Annotated in this window: 20 protein-coding genes; 6 read left to right on the forward strand and 14 right to left on the reverse strand. The window is 53.1% G+C overall.

The window, feature by feature from the left end:
• The first annotated feature begins 53 nt into the window (after positions 1-53).
• Positions 54-371 (forward strand): glucose PTS transporter subunit EIIB, encoded by a 318-nt coding sequence (locus ETV65_RS09170; protein ID WP_129952565.1) that lies wholly within the window; start codon positions 54-56, stop codon positions 369-371.
• A gap of 316 nt (positions 372-687) precedes the next feature.
• Here ETV65_RS09170 and ETV65_RS09175 read toward each other — a convergent pair whose 3' ends face one another.
• On the reverse strand, positions 688-1,944 hold the full coding sequence (locus tag ETV65_RS09175; RefSeq protein ID WP_129952566.1) for a maltoporin: 1,257 nt from the start codon (positions 1,942-1,944) through the stop codon (positions 688-690).
• 277 nt (positions 1,945-2,221) lie between these two features.
• On the opposite strand from ETV65_RS09175, the gene ETV65_RS09180 reads away from it, so the two are divergent.
• Both ETV65_RS09180 and ETV65_RS09185 read left to right on the forward strand, forming a co-directional pair.
• Positions 2,222-3,292: a LacI family DNA-binding transcriptional regulator gene (locus ETV65_RS09180; protein ID WP_129952567.1), complete on the forward strand. Its 1,071-nt coding sequence runs from the start codon at positions 2,222-2,224 to the stop codon at positions 3,290-3,292.
• Positions 3,293-3,366: 74 nt separating this feature from the next.
• A complete protein-coding gene (locus ETV65_RS09185) occupies positions 3,367-3,843 on the forward strand; it encodes a DUF805 domain-containing protein (protein ID WP_129952568.1) in 477 nt (158 codons plus the stop codon).
• A 27-nt stretch (positions 3,844-3,870) separates the two neighbouring features.
• Here ETV65_RS09185 and ETV65_RS09190 read toward each other — a convergent pair whose 3' ends face one another.
• From ETV65_RS09190 to ETV65_RS09230, 9 genes are all read right to left on the reverse strand, one after another.
• The gene (locus ETV65_RS09190) at positions 3,871-4,419 is read right to left on the reverse strand and encodes an alpha/beta hydrolase (protein WP_129952569.1); all 549 of its coding nucleotides are present in this window, start codon (positions 4,417-4,419) and stop codon (positions 3,871-3,873) included.
• Complete coding sequence (gene citG, locus ETV65_RS09195) at positions 4,416-5,255, reverse strand: triphosphoribosyl-dephospho-CoA synthase CitG (RefSeq protein ID WP_129952570.1); 840 nt, start codon at positions 5,253-5,255, stop codon at positions 4,416-4,418. Before citG ends, ETV65_RS09190 begins: the two co-directional genes overlap by 4 nt.
• Positions 5,233-5,772, reverse strand: coding sequence for a citrate lyase holo-[acyl-carrier protein] synthase (gene citX / locus ETV65_RS09200; protein WP_129952571.1), 540 nt, complete (start codon positions 5,770-5,772; stop codon positions 5,233-5,235). Before citX ends, citG begins: the two co-directional genes overlap by 23 nt.
• Entirely contained in the window at positions 5,773-7,299 is a 1,527-nt protein-coding gene (gene citF / locus ETV65_RS09205; protein WP_129952572.1) for a citrate lyase subunit alpha, read from the reverse strand. It abuts the gene before it with no gap.
• 30 nt (positions 7,300-7,329) lie between these two features.
• On the reverse strand, positions 7,330-8,205 hold the full coding sequence (gene citE, locus ETV65_RS09210) for a citrate (pro-3S)-lyase subunit beta (protein ID WP_129952573.1): 876 nt from the start codon (positions 8,203-8,205) through the stop codon (positions 7,330-7,332).
• The gene (gene citD, locus ETV65_RS09215) at positions 8,202-8,492 is read right to left on the reverse strand and encodes a citrate lyase acyl carrier protein (RefSeq protein WP_129952574.1); all 291 of its coding nucleotides are present in this window, start codon (positions 8,490-8,492) and stop codon (positions 8,202-8,204) included. The genes citE and citD overlap by 4 nt, the downstream gene beginning before the upstream one ends.
• A 15-nt stretch (positions 8,493-8,507) precedes the next feature.
• On the reverse strand, positions 8,508-9,602 hold the full coding sequence (gene citC / locus ETV65_RS09220) for a [citrate (pro-3S)-lyase] ligase (RefSeq protein ID WP_129952575.1): 1,095 nt from the start codon (positions 9,600-9,602) through the stop codon (positions 8,508-8,510).
• Positions 9,603-9,688: 86 nt separating this feature from the next.
• Positions 9,689-10,576, reverse strand: a complete 888-nt coding sequence (locus ETV65_RS09225; RefSeq protein ID WP_129952576.1) for a fumarylacetoacetate hydrolase family protein — start codon at positions 10,574-10,576, stop codon at positions 9,689-9,691.
• Between the two features lie 36 nt (positions 10,577-10,612).
• Entirely contained in the window at positions 10,613-11,977 is a 1,365-nt protein-coding gene (locus ETV65_RS09230; protein ID WP_129952577.1) for a 2-hydroxycarboxylate transporter family protein, read from the reverse strand.
• 370 nt (positions 11,978-12,347) lie between these two features.
• Between ETV65_RS09230 and ETV65_RS09235 the strand changes: the two genes are divergently transcribed.
• Together ETV65_RS09235 and ETV65_RS09240 are read left to right on the forward strand one after the other, a co-directional pair.
• A complete protein-coding gene (locus ETV65_RS09235) occupies positions 12,348-14,006 on the forward strand; it encodes a sensor histidine kinase (RefSeq protein ID WP_129952578.1) in 1,659 nt (552 codons plus the stop codon).
• Positions 14,006-14,692 carry a response regulator gene (locus ETV65_RS09240; RefSeq protein ID WP_165383722.1) on the forward strand — a complete coding sequence of 229 codons (687 nt, stop codon included), beginning with the start codon at positions 14,006-14,008 and terminating at the stop codon, positions 14,690-14,692. The genes ETV65_RS09235 and ETV65_RS09240 overlap by 1 nt, the downstream gene beginning before the upstream one ends.
• Positions 14,693-14,702: 10 nt before the next feature.
• Here ETV65_RS09240 and ETV65_RS09245 read toward each other — a convergent pair whose 3' ends face one another.
• Both ETV65_RS09245 and ETV65_RS09250 read right to left on the reverse strand, forming a co-directional pair.
• Entirely contained in the window at positions 14,703-16,133 is a 1,431-nt protein-coding gene (locus ETV65_RS09245) for an EmmdR/YeeO family multidrug/toxin efflux MATE transporter (RefSeq protein ID WP_129952580.1), read from the reverse strand.
• 230 nt (positions 16,134-16,363) lie between these two features.
• Positions 16,364-17,812 carry an AMP nucleosidase gene (locus ETV65_RS09250; protein WP_129952581.1) on the reverse strand — a complete coding sequence of 483 codons (1,449 nt, stop codon included), beginning with the start codon at positions 17,810-17,812 and terminating at the stop codon, positions 16,364-16,366.
• 127 nt (positions 17,813-17,939) lie between these two features.
• Between ETV65_RS09250 and ETV65_RS09255 the strand changes: the two genes are divergently transcribed.
• The gene (locus tag ETV65_RS09255) at positions 17,940-18,581 is read left to right on the forward strand and encodes a glutathione S-transferase family protein (protein ID WP_129952582.1); all 642 of its coding nucleotides are present in this window, start codon (positions 17,940-17,942) and stop codon (positions 18,579-18,581) included.
• A 65-nt stretch (positions 18,582-18,646) separates the two neighbouring features.
• Here ETV65_RS09255 and shiA read toward each other — a convergent pair whose 3' ends face one another.
• Together shiA and ETV65_RS09265 are read right to left on the reverse strand one after the other, a co-directional pair.
• On the reverse strand, positions 18,647-19,966 hold the full coding sequence (gene shiA / locus ETV65_RS09260) for a shikimate transporter (protein WP_129952583.1): 1,320 nt from the start codon (positions 19,964-19,966) through the stop codon (positions 18,647-18,649).
• Between the two features lie 219 nt (positions 19,967-20,185).
• Complete coding sequence (locus tag ETV65_RS09265; protein ID WP_129952584.1) at positions 20,186-20,884, reverse strand: RluA family pseudouridine synthase; 699 nt, start codon at positions 20,882-20,884, stop codon at positions 20,186-20,188.
• Between the last annotated feature and the right edge of the window lie 114 nt (positions 20,885-20,998).

The following is a 20,998-nucleotide window of genomic DNA, read 5'->3' on the forward strand; positions in this document are numbered from 1 at the left end:
ATCAGGTTTTTCCGGTTGCACGTTTTTTTCATTCCTGAAAGAGAGTGTTCATCATGGTAAATATTAAAGACTTTATGCATGTATTCTCTGCGAAGAATAAAAGCCCTGAAAATGAGATCCCGCCACCGACTGATGTGGCGTTATTAATTGATGCACTCGGCGGGCGCGATAATATTATTAACGTTGATGCCTGCATTACCCGTTTGCGGGTGACGGTAAAAGAACTCAGGCGGGTGAACTCCGGCGCTATCCAGCAGACCGGCGCGATTGGCGTGGTAATCATCGGTCAGGAAGTGCATGCCATATTTGGTAAGCAGTCCGACAGCCTGAAGAAATTAATGACTGAGAAGTTTGGTTTAAAAAGTAATTAATCTCTCTTACGTAAACGCACTAAAAATAAAGGCAGCCCGACACAAGGCTGCCTTTATTATTTCTGCTTTCTATAAATGATAATAATGATGCTGCTGTGCGGAGAAAAAACGTAACGATCCCCTACAAGAGAAATTAAGTTTCGTCTGTCGCTTTATTACAATGAGGATATTTTTTTAATAATTAACACCTGTTTTTTCAAATCCATTGGAGTTGCAGCAAGGCAGCAAGTGAGCGAGTCCCGATGAGCTGACTTATGTCAGTGATTCGGGTGAGCAAACGTAGCTAACGCAGTTGCAGCTTCAAGGAAGAAAAAAATCACCACCAGGCTTCGACCTGAACACCAAAGTTCCACGTATCCGCTTTGGTATGATCATCAAACGTATCGCCATGCTCCGAATCATTCAGATAAGACGCGAACACACGCAGTTCAGGACGTGACATAAACTCCGGCCCGGCTGCCAGCCCCATCGCCAGCGTATATTTTTGACCGCCTTGTTTGTAACTCGCCCCGGTCTTGTAATCATCTTTCTGGTAGAACGTACCGACTTCACCGATGGTGCGTACATAATCAGTCCACTGATATTGCGCACGTCCCACCAGAGAAACCAGTTCAGTCGTATCGGTGTAATCAGTGATGTTTTCTGCGTGGCCGTAGGTCAGCACATGGTTAAGGCTGAACTTACTGGTGATCGGGATAAGACCGGTGATGATGCCGCGATAACCGGTGGCATCATTGGTATAGTTCCACATATCGTACCAGCCGCCGCCCTGTGAAATCATGTTCTGCGCCAGACCTTTATTCGCGTACTGCAATACCAGTTTGTTATAGCCGCCCCACATGTCCTGGCTGATTTCACCGGTCAGCATCACGCCGTTATCCGCATCATACAGGCCGCCGTACTCTTTCTGGTCATGCGACAGATTTGGCATGGCGTAGTCGGCACCGATTTCCATCCACGCACCGCTCCAGGGTTTAATTCCGGCATAACGTACGTCGATGTAGTTGATGTTCACATCATTATTACCGTCCACGCGGTAATCTACGTCATTGGCATCGCCACGGATCCACGCCAGAGAAAGCGCGCCTTCACCCATTTTAAGATTTTCAATACCGGCACCGGCACCGGAAATGTTCCAGTATTTGGTATCGATGATGTGTAAATCGTGACGCTGGTAATAACGTTTACCGCCCCAGATCACGGCATCTTTATCCCAGGGGACCAGCCCTTTGATTTGCAGATTCAACTGGCGCAGGCCGAACTGTGCATCGTCATTTAAGGTGTTTTCATCATCATTAGAGCCGTCAGACACCATACTGACCATGGAGTCGACGTAAAAACTCACGTCATCTTTCTTGTAAACTTCGCTGCCCAGTTCAATTTCGCCGTAGGTGTCATCTTCGTTGCCCAGACGCCCGACTTTGTTTTTCTGGAATTGTTCCAGACTGCCACCGCCAGAAACCCCCACGCCCGAACGCAGATATCCATGAAAATCAATATCATTTGCCACGGCAGGGCCCGCTGTGATGGCGAGGGAAACCGCCACAGCCAGAGTGCGTAAGTTGTGTTTCATTTTTTTTCCTTATGATTGTATGACGTTCACATTTACGGAATCTATAAGATACCCAGAAACAATAATGATCAATTTTACATATTGTGAAATGTGATATATGTCTACAAGTTATGGATTATTGATAAATCGTGAGTGATATAAATCACGAATATATTCAATGTTAACGTATAACTTATGCATTGCCGGTCACCCGGATTGAACTTTTAAATGAGATCCCGTACGTTGGCTCGATTATCATAGGATTGAGCAAAATCACGGGTTGCGGTCTGGGGAAAGAATGAAATCAAAAAGTTCGACATTAGAGGATGTTGCCCGCTATGCCGGTGTTTCGTATCAGACGGTTTCGCGGGTGTTAAACAAATCGGCCAATGTCTCAGATGCCACGCGTCTGAAAGTTGAACAGGCCATTGAAGTTTTGCGCTATGTGCCGAACCGGCTGGCACAGCAACTGGTGGGGAAGCAGAGTTTTACCATCGGACTTGTCACGACGTCACTGGCGCTACACGCGCCTTCGCAAATTGCCGCGTCAGTGAAGAAATATGCACATCAGGCCGGGTATCAGGTACTGATTTCAATGATTGACGGAGACGTCAACCAGAGCATTCAGGACTCGATTAATGAACTGAAATCACAACGTGTTGAGCGTGTCATCATCAACATTCCGCTGGAAAGCGCCGAGGCGGGACGGATTTATGAAAATAACCGCGACATCCTGTGTCTTTTTCTTGACGTCGATCCCACCAGCCCGGTGTTTAATGTCTGCTTTAATCCGGCTGACGGTTCACGCGCCAGCGTGGAATATCTGCATGATTTAGGGCACCGTGAATTTGCCTTGCTGGCGGGACCGGAGGATTCTGTCTCTTCCCGTTTACGTCTGGAAAGCTGGCAGGAAACGCTGGCAGAGAAGGGCATCCAGCCGGTGACGGTTATTCACGGCGACTGGAGTGCGAAAAGCGGTTATTACAGCGCGTTGCAGATTTTGCGTGAAACTCCGCAATTCACCGCCATGCTGGTGGGAAATGACCAGATGGCGCTTGGCGTCATCAGTGCGCTTCATCAGCACAATGTGGCCATCCCGCAGCACGTGTCGATCATCGGATACGATGACACCTACGACAGCGCTTTCTTTCATCCGGCACTGACCACCGTCTCACTGGATCTCGATTTGCAGAGCAAAGAGGCGGTTGAACATTTGCTGGCCGAAAACCCTGAGACGATGTCATCGAAAATTCTGCCTGCGAAGCTGGTGGTGCGTAATTCCACCCGTGCGCCGGGGCAGCAGGAGAAAGATCTCAACCTGATAGCCGATCAGCTCAATATTCTGGCGCAGCAGTTGCGGGGGCAGTAAGAAAACGCTTTAATTCTTTACCTATTAAAAAACCCATTGAAATATCAGATGAACAGGCAAAAGGATGTGATGAAATGACGTTATGGCAGTGTTATTTGCAGGGCTGGAAAAAGTATGTAGATTTCCGTGGCTGCGCGACCCGCAAGGAGTTCTGGACATTTGCGCTGGGTAATTTGCTGATTATTATTTTGCTGACCATGGGCGTTTCATTCCTGTTCGCGCTGGCGGGGAATCCTTACAGCATTTTTTACGCCGGGGTTGCTTATACTTTGTTTGCCCTGGCGACGGCATTACCGCTTCTCGCGGTCGGGATCCGGCGTATGCACGACATCAACCGCTCCGGCTGGTGGTTTGGCGGTGTTTATCTGGCAGGTATTGTTTCGCGCCTGCTGAATACCATCCTGATGCAGTACGCCTCGCCGGAAACCTATGTGTGGATGAAAATCACGTTGGGTATTGTACTGGGCTGGATCCCGCTGCTGGTCATGATTTTCCTGTGCTGTCAGAAATCCAGGCCTGCGCCGCAAACACAATCCCGCATTGTTGAGTAATGCACTACTGAACACCCTGTCGCGCATTTAGTCCGATAAGTTTGCCGCCAGTTGCGCGGCAAATACCTCCAGTTTCGTCAGCCCCCACGGCCAGTCGCCGAACCCTGATTCCACATTGATATGTCCGGCCTCCCCGATATCTGCCAGTTCGCAGCGCCACGTCTGCGCCCAAAATTCGGCCCGGGTAAAGGTCAGCAACGGATCGGTATGGCTGGCGACCAGCAGCCCCGGTACGGCCAGCGGTACAGGAAGAATGTCATCATTGAGCCCGAACCGCATGGGCTCGGCAGGAGCGACCAGCATCACACCCGCCGTGAGTTGCGGATGACGGTTCGCCCACACCAGGCTTGCGAGCGCGCCAAAACTGTGGCCGATCAGCAGCAGCGGGGAAGGGGCCTTTTTCTGCTCACGGTCAATGGCAGTAATCCAGCCTTCAAGATCAACCTGCGCCCAGTTGCGCTGCTTTATGCGCAGCCAGTGGGGATATTGTTCATGCCAGCGGCTTTGCCAGTGCCCGGCTTCGCTGTCACGCAATCCGGGAACCAGCATGCGGGTTATTTCAGGCACCGGGCTCATTGTGGGAAAGCCATCAGCACGATGGCAATTGCCAGCAAATCCGCACTGCCTCCGGGGCTGAGATGACGGGCTATCAGGGCGTTGTCCATCTGCTGTAAATCCTCCGTCTGCCAGCCTGTGTTCAGTAACCGGCGGGCATAATCCTGTACGAAATGTAATCCGCTGAGGCCGCCGCGTGCCACCAGATTGGTGTCGGGGTTATAGGCCATCAGGCGCAGCAAAGCATTAAGGCTGCGGCGTTCAGAATGGCTTTCCTGATACCAGTATGGAAAAACGTGGCGACGCAAAGTGAGGAATCCGCTCTGTACCTCGCCCCGGGCACCGGTCATCCCGTGTGCCACAAACAGCCGTTCACCCGCCGACACCGGCTGGCAGCAGTGTTGTAATTCGCGCTCAACCAACCCTTGCGTCATGGCGGCCACTTCAGCACATAAGCGATTGCGGGTCAGCAACCGGCGTTGTCCGATCAGTCTGCCTGCGGCGGTGCACAATAACCCGAGCGAGAAGATGCCGCCTTTGTGGGTGTTAATCCCCTGTGTTGCGCCGAACATCGCCTGCTCACAGGCCAGTCCGGTCGGACGGATGCGCATCAGCATCCCCTGTGAGGGTTGCAGAAAATCCTGCTGACCAAGAGTAAAAAACTGATGGAGCCAGGGCGTGATGGCATCAATGCTGCGCAGAAACAGGGGCAAATCCATGTCGCTGTGCGAGCCGTTGTTGGCACTGTCCACCAGCCCCGGTTTGGGGGTCAGCCAGACTTCACGGCGCAACGCTTCGGCTGCCAGTGCGGCAATGTCAGTAGAGACAGGATGTTCAGAGCATACGGTGCCAGCCATCAATCAGTGCCTCCACTTTGGCGATAACTTCCGGTAGCGGGTGCTGGCGCGAACGGGCACAGGCATGGGCGGGGCCATCGCAAATCAGACAGCGGCGGCTGGCATTGTCGAGCGAACGGCGGCCCACAATGCCCGCCTGCGGGCAGATCACATCGAAATCCCATAAACGCCCGAGGATATGTGATTGTTCCAGTTCAACCGTAGCCGCTTTCACTTCCGGCGCAGGATGCTTCACGCACCAGAACGCTTCCGCACCGGTGGGCAGCCAGAAGACCTGTTGTTTCAGTACCGGCCAGCCATGTTGCAGCAACATGACTTCGGCACGTTGCAATGCCTCACGCATAACCTGACGATACACGACAGAGTCTTTCACCGGCCCCGGCGTTACCAGCGTGAGTGAAATCAGCGGTTGCGAGAATTGAGTCAGCCAGTGGGTTTGCCGTTTGGCCCGCAGTTCCTTTGCTGCCAGCAAATCCTCGAGGCTGACGCCTGCATCAGCAGGCGTCATGATGGTCATTTATGCGTCCTCTTTTACCTGATGAACCACGTCAATGACACTGCCGTCGCGATAGCGGATAACACCCACGATGCGGTCAGTGAATTCAATCGGTTTCGGTTCGCCGGTCAGGGAAATCGCCCGCTGATACAACGCCTCGATGTCCATGATTTTCAGACCCGCCTCCTCCAGTCGCTGCCGGATTTCCGGACGTGCCGGGTTGACAGCGATGCCATGATCAGTCACCAGCACATCGATGCTTTCCCCCGGCGTTACACGGGTGGTGACGCGGCGCACCACCGTCGGAATTCGGCTGCGCAATAAAGGCGCGACGACAATGGTCAGATTGGCCGCACTGGCAACATCGCAATGACCGCCGGACGCGCCACGCATGACACCGTCGGAACCGGTGATGACATTAACGTTAAAACCGGTATCGATTTCCAGCGCGCTCAGAATGACGATATCCAGCTGGTCGCAGCTCGCGGCCTTTGCACCCGGATTAGCATAAACGTTGGTGGATATCTCGATGTGCTGCGGGTTACGGCTAAGTGACGCCGCCGCCTGACCGTCGAAACATTGCGTATCCAGCAGCGTTTGAATCAGACCTTTTTCATGCAAATCCACCAGACTGCCGGTGATGCCTCCGAGGGCAAAACGGGCGGTGATCTGGTGGCGTTCCATTTTCTCTTCCATGAAACGGGTGCAGGCCGTGGCCGCCGCGCCGGAACCGGTTTGCATCGAAAATCCCGGTTTGAAATAGCCCGAGTATTCAATGACTTCAGCCGCCGTACGGGCGATCATCAGTTCACGCGGATTACTGGTGACACGGGCAGCGCCGACGCTGATTTTCGCCGGATCACCGACCTGATCGACTTTAACGATGTAATCCACCTGATCCTGCACCAGGCTGGCGGGCATATTAGGGAAGGGCACCAGTTCTTCGGCCAGCAGCACCACGGTTCTGGCGAATTGCGCATCCACCATGGCGTAGCCCAGCGAACCACAGCAGGATTTACCCTGTGTACCATTGGCATTGCCGAATTCATCGCTGCACGGCACGCCAAGGAATGCGACATCAATGTTCAGTTCGCCGTCCTGCAATAATTTAACCCGACCACCGTGCGAGTGGATTTGTACCGGTTGGTCCATCAGCCCGTGAGAAATGGCATCGGCCAGTTTGCCACGCATCCCCGAAGTATAGATTTGGGTGATGACACCGTGGCGGATATGTTCGATCAGCGCATCATTACAGGTCATCAGTGAACTGGATGCCAGCGTGAGGTTTTTAAAGCCGAGTTTTGCCAGCGTGGCGACGACATTATTAATAACCTGATCACCTTCACGGAAAGCATGATGGAAGGAAATGGTCATGCCATCTTTCAGGCCGCTGCGCGCAATCGCCTGTTCCAGCGAATCGCATAATTTACGATGCAGACGGGCATCAGGATCGGAAAGATATGGCGTATTACGGTGCGCACCGTCAAAGGCAACCAGATGTCTGAGCTGCGGATAAAGACTGTGCAAAGTTTCAGTTAAATGACTCATTGTCTTGATATTCCTGTACAAAATTAAAGGCTAGCGACGGATACCGGATGCGCTGGCGCGTTCAAGTACCACCTGCGCATGGTTGATGATCGGGCCATCGATCATCTTGCCGTTGAGCGAAATCACGCCCAGCCCGTTGCGCTCGCCTTCTTCTGCGGCGGCAATCACCCGGTGCGCATAGTCCACATCTTCCTGCGTCGGCGCGTAAGCGTTGTGTAACAGCTCAATCTGTCGCGGATTGATCAGGGATTTGCCGTTAAAGCCCATTTTGCGGATCAGCTCCACTTCACGCAGGAAACCGGCCTCATCATTAATGTCGGAATACACCACGTCGAAGGCGTCAATTCCGGCGGCACGTGCCGCGTGTAGCACGGCGCAGCGGGCATAAAACAGTTCGGTGCCGTCGCCGCGCTCGGTTTGCATATCCATCACATAATCGAAAGCCGCCAGCGCAATGCCGATCAGACGCGGCGAACAGCGGGCGATCGCCACGGCATTGATTACACCAATAGCTGATTCGATGGCGGCCATCACTTTGGTGGAACCGACTTCGCGCCCGCAGGCCTTCTCGATGCGTTCGATATGCGCTTCCAGCTCAAAAATATCGTCCGGCGTATCGGTTTTGGGTAAGCGCACCACATCCGCACCCGCCCGTACCACGGCCTCCAAATCTTTAAGGCCAAACGGTGTACTGAGCGGGTTGATACGCACTACGGTTTCGATATCGCGATACATCGGGTGTGAAAGCGCATGGAAAACTAAAATGCGTGCCGTGTCTTTCTCACGCAGTGAAACGGCATCTTCGAGATCAAACATGATGGAGTCAGGGCGATAAATGAATGCCGTGGATAACATGGCGGCACTGGCCCCCGGCAGGAACAGCATGCTGCGGCGGAGTTTTTTCATCGTAACATCTCCCAGTTAATCTCTTCAGCCTGTGCCGCACGCAGTACTGCACTTTGTACCCGGGCACGAATGACGCAATCCAGTGCACCTTTGTCTTCAATAATCACCAGACCCGCGATAACACCGAGTGTATGCAGGGTGTCATTCACGACACGGCGGATCTGGTCGCCAAACTGTTTGGCGACTTCACTGCTGATCACCACATTCAGCTCACTGGCCGGGGCGATTTTTACCAGTAAATCGCTGGATTCAACCGTTCCTGCCAGCGCCTCCTTCACAATTTTCATGGGTTTTTCCTGCTGTTAACAAAGTGAGGGTGAAATAATAAGAACATCGCCATGCACCGGATCCGCGGGCGCAGTGGCGGAATAATGTTGCTCAAGGTGGGCGTAAGTACTGGGCGGAACAATGTCGCGGATACGCGGTAACTGATGCGTCCGGAGCAGCGCACGCACTTCAGATGCCGAAATTGCCCTGCCGCTGGCGTGACGTTTGCGGGGCAACTCAGTCACCTTCAGCGGTTGCGACGCCAGGCGGGCAGGTGCTTCCAGCCAGTCATGCATGTCGCAGTTGTACTGATGAGTCACCTGACAGAAAGGTTCGCTGCCCACAAAACGATGCGTAATCCCTAATGCCGGGGCGATGTACTGGCGGAAAATCAGCAAATCCATCACGCTCCACGCCTGATTCACCAGCCCCGCATCCTTGAGGAAATAGCCGGGAAAGGTTGCGCGGGAGATTAGGTATTCAGAACCGACATGCACCGTCACGTTGGGCAGGTCCGCGACCCCCATACGGACCATTTCAAGACGTTCCTGAAACGGGAAATACGACACGTCTTCGCTTACCACAAAGACATGCAGCCAGTCGCAGGTTGCTGCCGCCTGTTCGGTGAGAAAGCGATGCCCGAGAGTGAACGGGTTGGCGTTCATCACCACCGCACCGATGCGCTGGCCATGATGATAATGGCGCTGTAAACCGCAGCAGTACTGACTGATGCCCACGGGTGTGTTTTCCATCAGCACGGCGACGTCGTCCCACTGGACCAGCGGGTAAAAGCCGCAGCCACGAAAGCGCTCCCGATTTGACGGCCGGGTGTACAGAAATAAATGGAATTTTCCGCCAGATACCGCCAGATTTTCCACTTCACCCAGCAATCTGGCGCTGAGGTTTTCGCCGCGCCAGTCGGCAGCCACGGCAACGCATTTGATAATGTTGCTGACCAGACCTGCGCATCCGACCAGCCGGCGGCCCGAGCAGGCCACCACGAACTGCTCTATGTCGTCATCCATACCTAACTGGCTTTGTTGCAACAAGGCGCGGATATCCTCCAGCATGCCTTTCGGTGGCTGGCTGACAGAGATGACATAAAAGTCGGGTTCGTCACGGCTGAACATAATGCATTCCTGATGTCTGGTGTAAGTCGACGCAATGTTTAAAACGCCGGGCTGAATGCCCGGCCAGGTCAGTTGGTTTTAAGAGGTTAGTGAGCCGCCCGGGCATGGCTCACCTGACGGCCGGCGGCAACCTTGGTTTCTGCCGCAACAATCACATTGCTGAGATGACCAATCTTTTCAATTTCTACTTCGATGCGATCGCCGGGTTTCATAAACAGCGGCGGTACGCGCTTTTTACCTACCCCACCTGGCGAACCGGTAATGATCACGTCACCGGCACTCAGTGAGGTAAAGGTGCTGATGTACTCAATCAGTTCGGCAACGTTGTGGATCATGCTGCGGGTGTTGTCGTCCTGCACCATGTGACCGTTCAGCCAGGTGCGGATTGCCAGTGTGTGCGGGTCTGGGATCTCATCGGCCGTGGTCATCCACGGCCCGAACGCACCGGTCTGCGGCCAGTTTTTACCGGCGGTAAACCAGGTGTGCTGCCAGTCGCGGGCGGAACCGTCCATATAGCAGCTGTAGCCGGCGACGTGCGCCAGGGCGTTTTCGCGGGAAATATTTTCCCCGGCAGAACCGATAATCACTGCCAGTTCACCTTCGTAATCAAATTCGACAGAACGGCTCGGTTTGATGACGGGAGAAGCGTGGCCGGTTTGTGAATCAGCAAAGCGGACGAACAATGTCGGTGCCGGATTATGCTGGTCAAATTCTTTGCGTTTTTCGGCGTAGTTCATACCAACACAGAGAATTTTTTCCGGATTCTGGATGACCGGCAGAAAAGTCAGATCGTCGATATCCACATCTGCGGGCAGGGTCGCCAGCGCCTGAGCCTGTGCCAGTGCATTGCCTGCCAGCAGAGCTTTGAGGTCCGGATAACGCTGACCGAGATGGCGACCAAGGTCGATCATGCCGTGCCCGGTTGCGATGCCGTAGGACTTGCGCCCCTGATAAAGATAACTTGCCAGTTTCATGAAAATATCCTGAATTAAAAAAGAGTTAGCGCGGCATCAGACGAGGAAGTTGCCGAGCACCAGCAGGGCAACCGAGACATTAATGGCCCCGCCAATACGTGTGGCTATTTGGGCAAATGGCATCAGTTGCATGCGGTTACCGGCAGTCAGAATGGCGACATCACCGGTACCGCCCTGGCCACTCTGGCAGCAGGAAACGATGGCGACATCAATCGGGTGCATGCCAATTTTCTTGCCGACGAAAAAGCCGGTGGTGACCAGCGCTGCAACAGTGCTGACAATGACCAGCAGATTAGAAATCGTGAATGCGGCAACCAGTTCATTCCACGGTGTGATGGCGACACCGACGGCGAACAAAATCGGGTAGGTGACGGAAGTCTGGAAGAATTTGTACACCACCTGAGAACCTTCGAGCAGGCGGGGAGAAACGCCGTGCGCCAGTTTCAGGCCAACAGCCGCAAACAGCATCCCGACCGGTGCAGGAAGACCAATCAGCTTGTGTAACAGCATGCCCACCATATAAAGCAGAACGGCCAGTAATGCACCTGAGGCAATGGTCGTGACATCGGTTTTACCGCCAGCCACTGTCGGCGTGTTGCTTTCCGTTGTGGCATTTTTAGCAGACGGCATCAGCTGACCTTCGCCGGTGAGGTGTGGATAGCGTTTACCTAGCTGATTGAGAGAACCGGAGATAACGATAGCCGTCAGGCTGCCCAGCATCACGATAGGCAGGATGCGACCCAGCGCCACACCCTGGTCCATGTGTAATAAGGCTGCGTAACCAATGGACAGCGGGATGGCACCTTCACCCACGCCACCGGCCATGATCGGTAAGATCAGGAAGAAGAAAATCTGAAAAGGTTCCATGCCCAGCGCCAGACCGACCCCCATCCCGACCAGCATGCCAACCACTTCGCCGCACAACATTGGGAAGAAAATACGCATGAACCCCTGGATCAGCACTTTGCGATCCATGCTCATGATGCTGCCCACGATAATGCAGCAGATGTAGAGATACAGAATATTGGTGCTTTTGTAGAACTTGGTGGTGGACTCCACCACGACATCCGGCAGCAGGCCGTAATAGACCAGCGCGGAAGGAATGAACGTGGCGCAAATCGCCGCAGCGCCCATCTTGCCGATAAAAGGCAGACGCTTGCCGAACTCGCCACAGGCAAACCCAAAGAACGCTAACGTGGCGACCATCACCACGATGTCGCTCGGCAGTTTGCCGTCAAGACAATCTATTGCGATAAGTAGCCCCGCCATGGCGAACAGCGGTAACGGAATAATGCCGATTTTCCAGGTATCGAGAATGTGCCACCATTTTTCTTTTAATGAGAGCTGTTTAACGCAGGAATATCCCGCAGTAACAGAATAGGTGTCGTCAGTTGTACTCATTATGAATCCCCTGTGTCAATTTGTGCAGGGAGTATAAGAGTAATGCTGACCGGTAATATGTGAGGTGCCGCAAATTAGAAAAGGTGTTTTAAAGGAGTGAAAGGTTTTTATGGTTTTAATTAATTTAAAAACTCAGGTCGCTATTATTTTTCGTGGTTTTTATGGTGTTATTTGCAATTATAATATTACTGTTAATTTATGGTGAAATAGCTGTTGTGAATTATGGAGTTAGCCTCCCAGGCCCTGACGCGCCTGATGATGTTATGCGGCATGCCTCGCAACTTTAATCCTTCACGCTGACGCAAATACCGGGGCGTGATAATATCTTCGCACTTTCTATTAATATCACTGTCTGGTTATAGGTTTCCCGATGCGGTTTCGGCCTTCTTTTCAGATAAAGCTATTCATTTATCTTGTCATGCTATTTATGACACTTTTTTCGATAGCGGGTATTTATTACTATTATGATATAGAACGTCAGTTATATGAAGATATGGGTACTCGTGCAAAAGTTCAGGCAGAGGAAATTGCACTTATTCCTTCATTAATTACCGCCGTTGAAAATAAGGATGTTCCGGCTATTAACCATTTAATGATGAGTATTTCTGCACGTAGTGATGCCAGTTACATGGTGATAGGCGATGGTAAAGCAATACATCTGTTTCATTCGATTTATGCTGACCGTGTGGGGAAAATGTTGGTCGGGGGAGACAACGGGGATGTGCTGGCGGGCAGAAGCACCACCACCATCCGGCTGGGAGGTATCGGCTTATCGTTGCGCAGTAAGGCACCGATCATCAACGGGCAAGGCAACGTGGTCGGTATCGTTTCTGTGGGGTATCTCACCAGCCACATCAATAACCTGACTATCGAAAAAGTCATCCGTATTTTGCTGGCCGCCGCCACCTTGCTGCTGGCGTTGTTTACCTTCTCATGGTTTTTTTCACGTTCGATTAAACGGCAGATGTTTTCGCTGGAGCCCCGTGAAATCGGTCTGCTGGTGCGTCAGCAAAAGGCGCTGATGGAATCGATTTACGAAGGTGTGATCGCTATTGATGCGCAGTTGCGGGTCGCGGTCATCAACCAGGCGGCCAAAAAATTGCTCAGTCTTGACGTGCCGTCCCGTGAACTGCGAGGTCAGCCGCTCGGGCAGGTGATTGCGCCGGTCAGTTTCTTTGATCCGCAGGTTATGCTGGAAAAAGATATTCACGATGAAATCTGCCTGTTCAACAACCTGACAGTGATCGCCAGCCGGGTACGGATCATGCTGGAAGACCAGCTCCAGGGGTGGGTGATCACTTTTCGGGATTGCAGCGATATCGACCGGCTCAGCATCCAGCTGAGCCAGGTGCAGCGTTATGCCGATAACCTGCGGGTGATACGCCACGAACAGCTCAACTGGACGGCAACACTCGCCGGGCTCCTGCATATGGGACGTTACGACGAGGCGATCCGCTATATCGAAGCTCAGTCTGAAAGTGCGCAGGAATTGCTGGATTTCGTTTCGGCGCGATTCTGCTCACCAAAATTATGCGGTCTGTTACTCGGAAAATATGCCCGTGCACGGGAAAAAGGCGTTGAGCTAAAATTTGATCCCGCCTGTGAGTTAACGCATCTGCCTGCCGCGCTCAGTGAAACCGAACTGATGTCGATCATTGGCAATCTGCTGGATAACGCCATCGAAGCCACATTACTGCGCGGCAATGAAGCCGGGCCGGTAGACGTGTATGTCGTTTCCGGCGCAGATGATCTGGTGATTGAAGTCGCTGACCATGGCATCGGGATAGCGCCGGAGCGGCGCGGGCAGATTTTTTCGCTGGGGGTGACATCCAAAACACAAGGCGATCACGGTCTGGGCCTGCATCTGGTTGCCAGCTATGTCAGCCATGCTGGTGGCACTATTGAAGTATCTGACAATCCGCCAACTGGCGCTGTTTTTTCGGTTTTTATTCCACACCACCGCCCTGAAGAACAAAGTGGCTTTATGCCGGTAAATCCCCGTCCAGAAGCACTGGAAGAGAGCAAATGATGCAAGCTGAAATGATTGACGTAATGATTGTTGAAGATGAAAGCCAGCTGGCACAACTGTATGCCGAGCTGATTGATAATCATCGCTGGTTGCGGCTGGTAGGCAGGGCCACCACGCTGCATGAAGCAAAAGTGCTTATCGAGGAAAAGCATCCGCAATTGCTGTTGCTGGATAACTATTTGCCTGACGGACAGGGAATTTCATTGATAGAGGATGACCTGCTGAAGAAAACGCACTGTTCGGTAATTTTTATCACTGCCGCCAGCGATATGACTACCTGCAGTCAGGCTATCCGCTGTGGTGCGTTTGATTATATCCTCAAACCTGTTTCGTGGAACCGGCTGCAACAATCGCTGGATCGCTTTATCCAGTTCAGCCAGACCCAGCGGACATGGAAAGTGGTGGATCAGCAAAACGTAGACAGTCTTTATCAGCTACAGGCGAAGGATTTTACGCCGAGAGCGGGCAATAAAGGTATCGAGGAAAATACGCTGAACCTGGTGGAAGGCATCTTTATGCAGAATGCCGGACGCTGTTACTCAGTCGATGAGGTGGTCAGCGAAACGAGGTTGAGTAAAACCACCGCCCGCCGCTATCTCGAACACTGTGTGCAAAAAGGGGATTTAAAAGTCGAAATGCTGTACGGGAAAATCGGCCATCCCCGCCGGATGTACCGGCGGGCATAATCCCGGCGAGTCATTCTGTCCTTTTGGCCTTCGGGTATTTCCACAACCAGCGGCCGCTGGCCATACGCCAGTAGAAAAACAGGCCGCGCACGATCCAGTCGAGGAACATCCCCAACCAGATGCCGACTACGCCGAAACCCAGTACGATACCGAGGAAATAGCCCACCACAATACGACAGCCCCACATCCCGAGCATAGAAACATACATGGTAAAGCGGGCATCACGCGCCCCCTTCAGGCCAGCAGGCAGCACCCACGAGGCCGCCCAGAAAGGCATAAAAGCAGCATTCAGCCAGATCAGGATTTTTACCACGTCGATAACGTCTTGCTCATTGGTGTAAAACCGCGCCAGCAAACCGGCAAATGGCACCGAAAGTAAGGCCAGCACACACAGCCCGAAGGTAGAAAGCCAGAAAATATGGCGCAGCTGACGCTCGGATTGGGCAATCTGTCCTTTGCCCAGACGTGTCCCGACGATAATGGTTGAGGCTGACCCCAGCGCATTCCCCGGCAGGTTGATCAGTGCGGCAATTGAAAACGCAATAAAGTTACCGGCAATCACATTGGTGCCCATGCCTGCGACAAAAACCTGCGTCAGTAATTTACCGCCGTTAAACAGCACCGATTCGATACTGGCCGGAATACCGATCCCCAGCACTTCACGCAAAATGTTGGTATTGAGCGGCAGTAAATAGCTTTTCAGGGAGATTTTCAGTGAAGGATTAAAACCGACCATCAGCACAAAAATAACCGCAATCGCACCGATATAGCGGGCAATGGTCAGCCCCAGGCCGGCACCGATAAAGCCCAAACCGTGCCAGCCGAAACAGCCATAGATCAGTACGCTGCTGATCACCAGATTAAGGATGTTCATCCCGCCGTTAAGTAGCATCGGGATTTTGGTATTACCCGCACCGCGCAAGGCACCGGAACCGATCAGTGCGATAGCCGCAGCCGGATAGCTCCAGCTGCTCATTTGCAGGTAAGACAGCGCCAGTTCTTTTACCTCCGGCTCGGCATTACCGGCGATCATGTCAATAATCACATGCCCGGAAAATTGCAGAAGTATCGCCAGCAGGACGGCAAAAACGGTCATGATCGCCAGTGACTGACGGGCTGCCGCACGGGCGCGCTCATGGTCGAGTTTACCCAGGCTGAACGCAACCACGACGGTCGTACCCAGATCGACGGCGGCGAAGAATGAAATCACCACCATGTTGAAACTGTCGGCCAGGCCCACTCCGGCCATCGCTTCCTTGCCCAGCCAGCTGACCAGAAACGTACTCAGTACGCCCATTAGCAGAACGCAGGCATTTTCGAAGAAAATAGGAACAGCGAGGGGCGTGATTTCACGCCAGAACAACGTACGGTAAGAACGCCGTTTCGGATACCAGGGCGTGCGCTCGATGGCTTTGCGCAAAGAGACGATGACGTTTTGCAAGAGAGTTCCAGTGTGACAGAAAGTAGAACAGCGTTTTAAATTATGATGGTAAAAGACTCTGCATTATGCAAAGTCTTTTTTTAGGAAATCCTTAATTCCCCGTCATATTTCGTGCCGCAGATGCGTCGGCTGCGTTTAATGACCCGAATCACTTACTGAAGGTAAGCTCATCGGGATTATCAAATTTGCTGCCGGCAACACGAACTGTTTAGGGGAAGTCAGCGTGGTGATCAGCGGAAAGGGGGTTCGTTAAATGTCCGCAGTTTACGTGAATGCAGGTGATCGCCCTCGGCGCGCAACAGGTCAATGGCGCAGATACCAATTTGCAGATGTTCTGAAATGGCACCTTCGTAGAATTTGTTTGCCTGGCCGGGCAGTTTGATTTCTCCGTGCAGCGGTTTATCAGAAACGCACAACAACGTGCCGTAAGGCACCCGGAAGCGGTATCCCTGTGCGGCGATGGTGGCGCTTTCCATATCGACGGCAACGGCACGACTGAGATTAAAGCGCAGCGCTGACGCGGCATAACGCAATTCCCAGTTACGGTCGTCGGTGGTCACGACCGTGCCGGTACGCAGGCGTTGCTTGACTTGCTCACCCGGCATGCCGCTCATCATTTTGGTTGCGTCATACAAGGCACGTTGCACTTCAGCAATGCTTGGGATCGGGATATCCGGCGGCAGTACGGCATCCAGCACATGGTCGTCACGCAAATAAGCGTGAGCCAGAACATAATCACCGATCGACTGTGTTTCCCGTAATCCGCCGCAGTGACCAATCATCAGCCAGACATGCGGGCGCAGAACCGCCAGATGATCGCAAATGGTTTTGGCATTGGCCGGACCGACGCCGATATTGACCAGCGTAATTCCCGCACCGTCGCGGGCAATCAGATGATAGGCGGGCATCTGGTGTTTTTTCCAGGCCAGATCGGAAACTGCCTGTTCAGGGTTTTGCGTTTCGGCTGTAATAAATACGCTGCCTGCGCAGGCCAGTGCTTCATAAGGACTTTGCGGATCAGCAATCTGCGCACACGCCCAGCTGACAAACTCATCGACATACCGGGTGTAGTTGGTGAACAACACGTACGGCTGAAAGTGTTCGATAAGCGTGCCGGTGTAATGACGCAGGCGTGCCAGCGAAAAATCGGCGCGCAGCGCATTGAAATGGGACAGCGGAAAGGTGTCGCCGGGATAATGCAGGCCGTCAGCGGTTTCATCGCCAATCTGCGACAGTTCGGTGGTCGGGAAATGTTTCGCCAGCCCGGCACTCATCGATCGGTCAAGCATCAGATCAGAGCCGTCAATCACATATGAATAAGGAATTTCCTGTTGTGACGGCACCACTTCGATAACCGCGTCATATTCCTCGCCCAGCAGGGAAAGCTGTTCCAGCAGATAGTGACGGAACAGCTCAGGGTGCGTGATGGTATTGGCATAACGGCCTGGATGCGAAAAACGGCCATAAGCGCGGGTCGGGTTTTTGGCTGGCGTCACGCCATCCCAGCTGACACGCAGTTCCGGATAAACAAACAACCCGGCAGCACGCGCCGTGATATCAGGCAGCGCACCCTCAACGATGAAATCTTTAATCGCATTCCGCAGTGCGGCGACAGAATCGTTGTACATTTCTTCGAGCTTCTCAATCGCCTGTGAAGGAGTGAGGGACTTGTTATCCATACGCTTTTCCTTTGTGCTTCATTTATCATCATTCATTCTAAATATGGCTTGTCTGCACGGTGCCGCCAATGTTTTATTAGGGTACGGGAGCCAGATGGTGCTTTTATGAACGAACAGGGGGAAGTGAATGATCCGGGTATGGGGCAGAAAAACATCGTCAAATGTGCAGGCGCTGATGTGGTGTATCGGGGAATTAGGGCTTGAGTATGAAAGGACCGATATCGGCCATAAATACGGTGGTAATGACACCCCGGAATTTCTGGCGATGAACCCCAACGGCACGGTTCCTGTGATCCGCGAGGGTGAAGGCCAGCCGCTGTGGGAAACCGGTGCCATCCTGCGTTATCTGGCCGGGAAATACGGCACTGATGAATTCTGGCCGCAGGACCCTGAACGGCGTGCCGAAACAGATAAATGGACGGAGTGGGCAAAAATCGGTGTCGCGATGAACTTCACTGTGCCGGTATTCTGGATGGTAGTAAGAACGGCGGCTAAAGATCAGGATCATCAGGCGTTAGAAAAATCATTGCAGAATCTTAATAAGAAGCTGGCGATTGCCGAAGCGCAGATTGCCCGGCATGGTTACCTTGCCGGAAGTGAATTCACCCTGGCCGATATTCAGTTTGGCCACAATTTGTATCGCTACTTCGATATTGCCATTGCACGACCGTCCTTCCCGGCTATCGAGCAGTATTACGAAAAACTCACCCAGCGTCCGGCATTTGCGGAACATGTGATGGTGTCTTACGAGGAATTGCGGGTGGTGTAAATCTGCTTCAAATGCTAAAAAGCCCGCTTATATTTTTAAGCGGGCTTTTTTAAATGGCCTGTGTTTCAGCGGTGCACGGGTGTCTTCATAAAAATCGCCGTAAGGGCGGAAAGCAAACAGCCCGCCATCAGATAAATGGCGACGGAATGCCATTCACCGCCGGAGAAATTCAGCAATGCGGCCGCAATAAACGGCGTAAACCCACCGCCCACTACGCTGGCAACCTGATAACCTACGCCTGCACCGCTGTAGCGATAACCCGCACCGAACATTTCCGTAAACATGGGCTGCTGCACGCAGACCACCATATCGTGAGCGATATTTGCCAGCAACAGCGAGAAAATCACCACGCCGGCAATTGAACGTGCTTCGAGTGCCATAAAGAATGGGAAAGCGCTCAGCGCGCCGACTACAGCGCCGGTGATGTAGATGCGGCGGCGACCGTAACGATCCGCCAGCCAGGCGAACAGGGGAATTGTCAGGCAACTGATACCGCCGACCAGCAGCCCGATATTCAGAAACAGCTCACGCGACAGCCCCAGATTATGCGTCGAGTAGTTAAGGGCGAACGCAGTGACTATATACATCGTCAGCAGTTCGCACAGGCGCAGAAGGATGATTTTCAAAAAAGCCCCGGGATGGCGAAACAGCGCTTCAAATACCGGCAGTCGCTTTGTGGCCGCTTTGGGTTGCCCGACCTGAGCACGTTCGAACTCGGCGGACTCTTCCATGCCCTTACGCACCCACAGCGCGCCGATCACCAGCACAACGCTGAACAGAAACGGCAAACGCCAGCCCCAGCTCAGGAACTGCGCGTCGGTGGTCAGGCTGCTTATCAGCGACACCAGACCGGTAGCGAGCAGCAGGCCGACACCATATCCCATCTGGATCCCGCTGCTGTAGAACGCTTTTTTGCCGGAAGGCGCACTTTCAACCGCCAGCAGTGTCGCGCCACCCCATTCACCGCCCACGGCAAATCCCTGAATGGCGCGCAGGATGACCAGCAGAGCCGGAGCCCACCAACCGATCGTGGAGAAAGCGGGAAGAATGCCGATACAGGCGGTGGCAATGCCCATGATCCAGACAGTCATCATCAGCATGCGTTTGCGGCCCAGACGATCGCCGAAATGACCGAAAACAATGCCGCCGAGCGGACGAAAGAGAAAGCCGACACCGAAGGTGGCAAAGGCGGCGAGCGTACCCATTGCCGGGTCGATTTGCGGAAAAAATTCACTGTTAAACACTAATGCTGCGGTAATGCCGTAGAGCAAAAAATCGAACCAGTCTACGACCGCGCCAACGAAGCTGCCCCAGGCAGCACGGCGGGCACGGTGATATGAAGGTATCTCCTCATCGGGGCGGGAGGCAGTGAGCATGGAGTCCATAATTGTCCTGTCTGTTCGTCAGTATTCTAAAATTTTCGTTATTAAAATCGGTATTCTTTATTAAAATCGGTAAAAGTATTCACCTGGCTTACATGCAACAAAAGAAAAACCGCTACTGAGACTACAGCGTCAACCTCCCGGTTAAAAACGCTTTTCAAAACAAAAGGGCAAAGTCACGCAGACAATCGGACGGGCGGGGCGTGACAGAGCGTTTCGTTTTCAGAACGGGCTGGCATTGCGGGCTTCGATCCGTTCTCCGCTGACGGGATGAACAAAATGCAGTTCACTGGCGTGCAACATCAGTCGCGGAGCCTGTTCAGTGCCCGGCAGCAGGCGTCCGCCATACAGGTCACAGCCCAAAATAGGGTGGCCCAACTGCTGACAGTGAATGCGAAGCTGATGAGTGCGTCCGGTTTCCGGGGTCAGTTGTACCCGGGTCAGTGGCAGTAACGCGCCATTTTCCTGCTCATGATAAAAGCGCTCAACGACCCGGTAGCCGGAGCGGGCGGGCTTGCCATGGATGGCGCAAATCGACATCAGCGGAAACAGCGCCGGGTCTTTGGCAATCGGTGCGTCTGCCACCCCGTCGTTATGTTCGAGATGTCCGCAGAGCAGGGCGCTGTACTGTTTGGTCACTGTGCGCTGGCTGAATTGCTGACAGAGTGCGGCATTGATAGCTTTATTACGCGCAATCACCATCAGACCGGAAGTCCCGAAATCCAGACGGTGGACCAGTGTACAGCCGGGAAATATCTTGACCAGCCGGTGATGTACGGAATCAAGGTTTTGCGGATTTTTCCCCGACAGGCTGAGCAGTCCGGCAGGTTTATTGATAAGCACCAGATGTTCATCCTGATAGAGCGTTTCGATGGGGTCATAACAAGGCGGGGCAATAAAAGTATCGATAATCGCAGACATCGGGTTACCCGGATGAGGAGTGGAAGCGGATAATAGCGAATTTTAAACCGGGTGGCGAATCTTGCGGTTCACCTGACAGAGCAAGGGATAGTAACAGAAAACCCCCGCCGAAGC

The sequence above is a fragment of the Rahnella sp. RFA10(1/100) genome, assembly GCF_004195115.1.
Taxonomy (GTDB): domain Bacteria; phylum Pseudomonadota; class Gammaproteobacteria; order Enterobacterales; family Enterobacteriaceae; genus Rahnella; species Rahnella perminowiae.

Coding starts and splice junctions, on each gene's coding strand:
- ETV65_RS09170 (WP_129952565.1), top strand. CDS start 54: ATGGTAAATATTAAAGACTTTATGCATGTATTCTCTGCGAAGAATAAA.
- ETV65_RS09175 (WP_129952566.1), bottom strand. CDS start 1,944: ATGAAACACAACTTACGCACTCTGGCTGTGGCGGTTTCCCTCGCCATC.
- ETV65_RS09180 (WP_129952567.1), top strand. CDS start 2,222: ATGAAATCAAAAAGTTCGACATTAGAGGATGTTGCCCGCTATGCCGGT.
- ETV65_RS09185 (WP_129952568.1), top strand. CDS start 3,367: ATGACGTTATGGCAGTGTTATTTGCAGGGCTGGAAAAAGTATGTAGAT.
- ETV65_RS09190 (WP_129952569.1), bottom strand. CDS start 4,419: ATGAGCCCGGTGCCTGAAATAACCCGCATGCTGGTTCCCGGATTGCGT.
- citG (WP_129952570.1), bottom strand. CDS start 5,255: ATGGCTGGCACCGTATGCTCTGAACATCCTGTCTCTACTGACATTGCC.
- citX (WP_129952571.1), bottom strand. CDS start 5,772: ATGACCATCATGACGCCTGCTGATGCAGGCGTCAGCCTCGAGGATTTG.
- citF (WP_129952572.1), bottom strand. CDS start 7,299: ATGAGTCATTTAACTGAAACTTTGCACAGTCTTTATCCGCAGCTCAGA.
- citE (WP_129952573.1), bottom strand. CDS start 8,205: ATGAAAAAACTCCGCCGCAGCATGCTGTTCCTGCCGGGGGCCAGTGCC.
- citD (WP_129952574.1), bottom strand. CDS start 8,492: ATGAAAATTGTGAAGGAGGCGCTGGCAGGAACGGTTGAATCCAGCGAT.
- citC (WP_129952575.1), bottom strand. CDS start 9,602: ATGTTCAGCCGTGACGAACCCGACTTTTATGTCATCTCTGTCAGCCAG.
- ETV65_RS09225 (WP_129952576.1), bottom strand. CDS start 10,576: ATGAAACTGGCAAGTTATCTTTATCAGGGGCGCAAGTCCTACGGCATC.
- ETV65_RS09230 (WP_129952577.1), bottom strand. CDS start 11,977: ATGAGTACAACTGACGACACCTATTCTGTTACTGCGGGATATTCCTGC.
- ETV65_RS09235 (WP_129952578.1), top strand. CDS start 12,348: ATGCGGTTTCGGCCTTCTTTTCAGATAAAGCTATTCATTTATCTTGTC.
- ETV65_RS09240 (WP_165383722.1), top strand. CDS start 14,006: ATGCAAGCTGAAATGATTGACGTAATGATTGTTGAAGATGAAAGCCAG.
- ETV65_RS09250 (WP_129952581.1), bottom strand. CDS start 17,812: ATGGATAACAAGTCCCTCACTCCTTCACAGGCGATTGAGAAGCTCGAA.
- ETV65_RS09255 (WP_129952582.1), top strand. CDS start 17,940: ATGATCCGGGTATGGGGCAGAAAAACATCGTCAAATGTGCAGGCGCTG.
- shiA (WP_129952583.1), bottom strand. CDS start 19,966: ATGGACTCCATGCTCACTGCCTCCCGCCCCGATGAGGAGATACCTTCA.
- ETV65_RS09265 (WP_129952584.1), bottom strand. CDS start 20,884: ATGTCTGCGATTATCGATACTTTTATTGCCCCGCCTTGTTATGACCCC.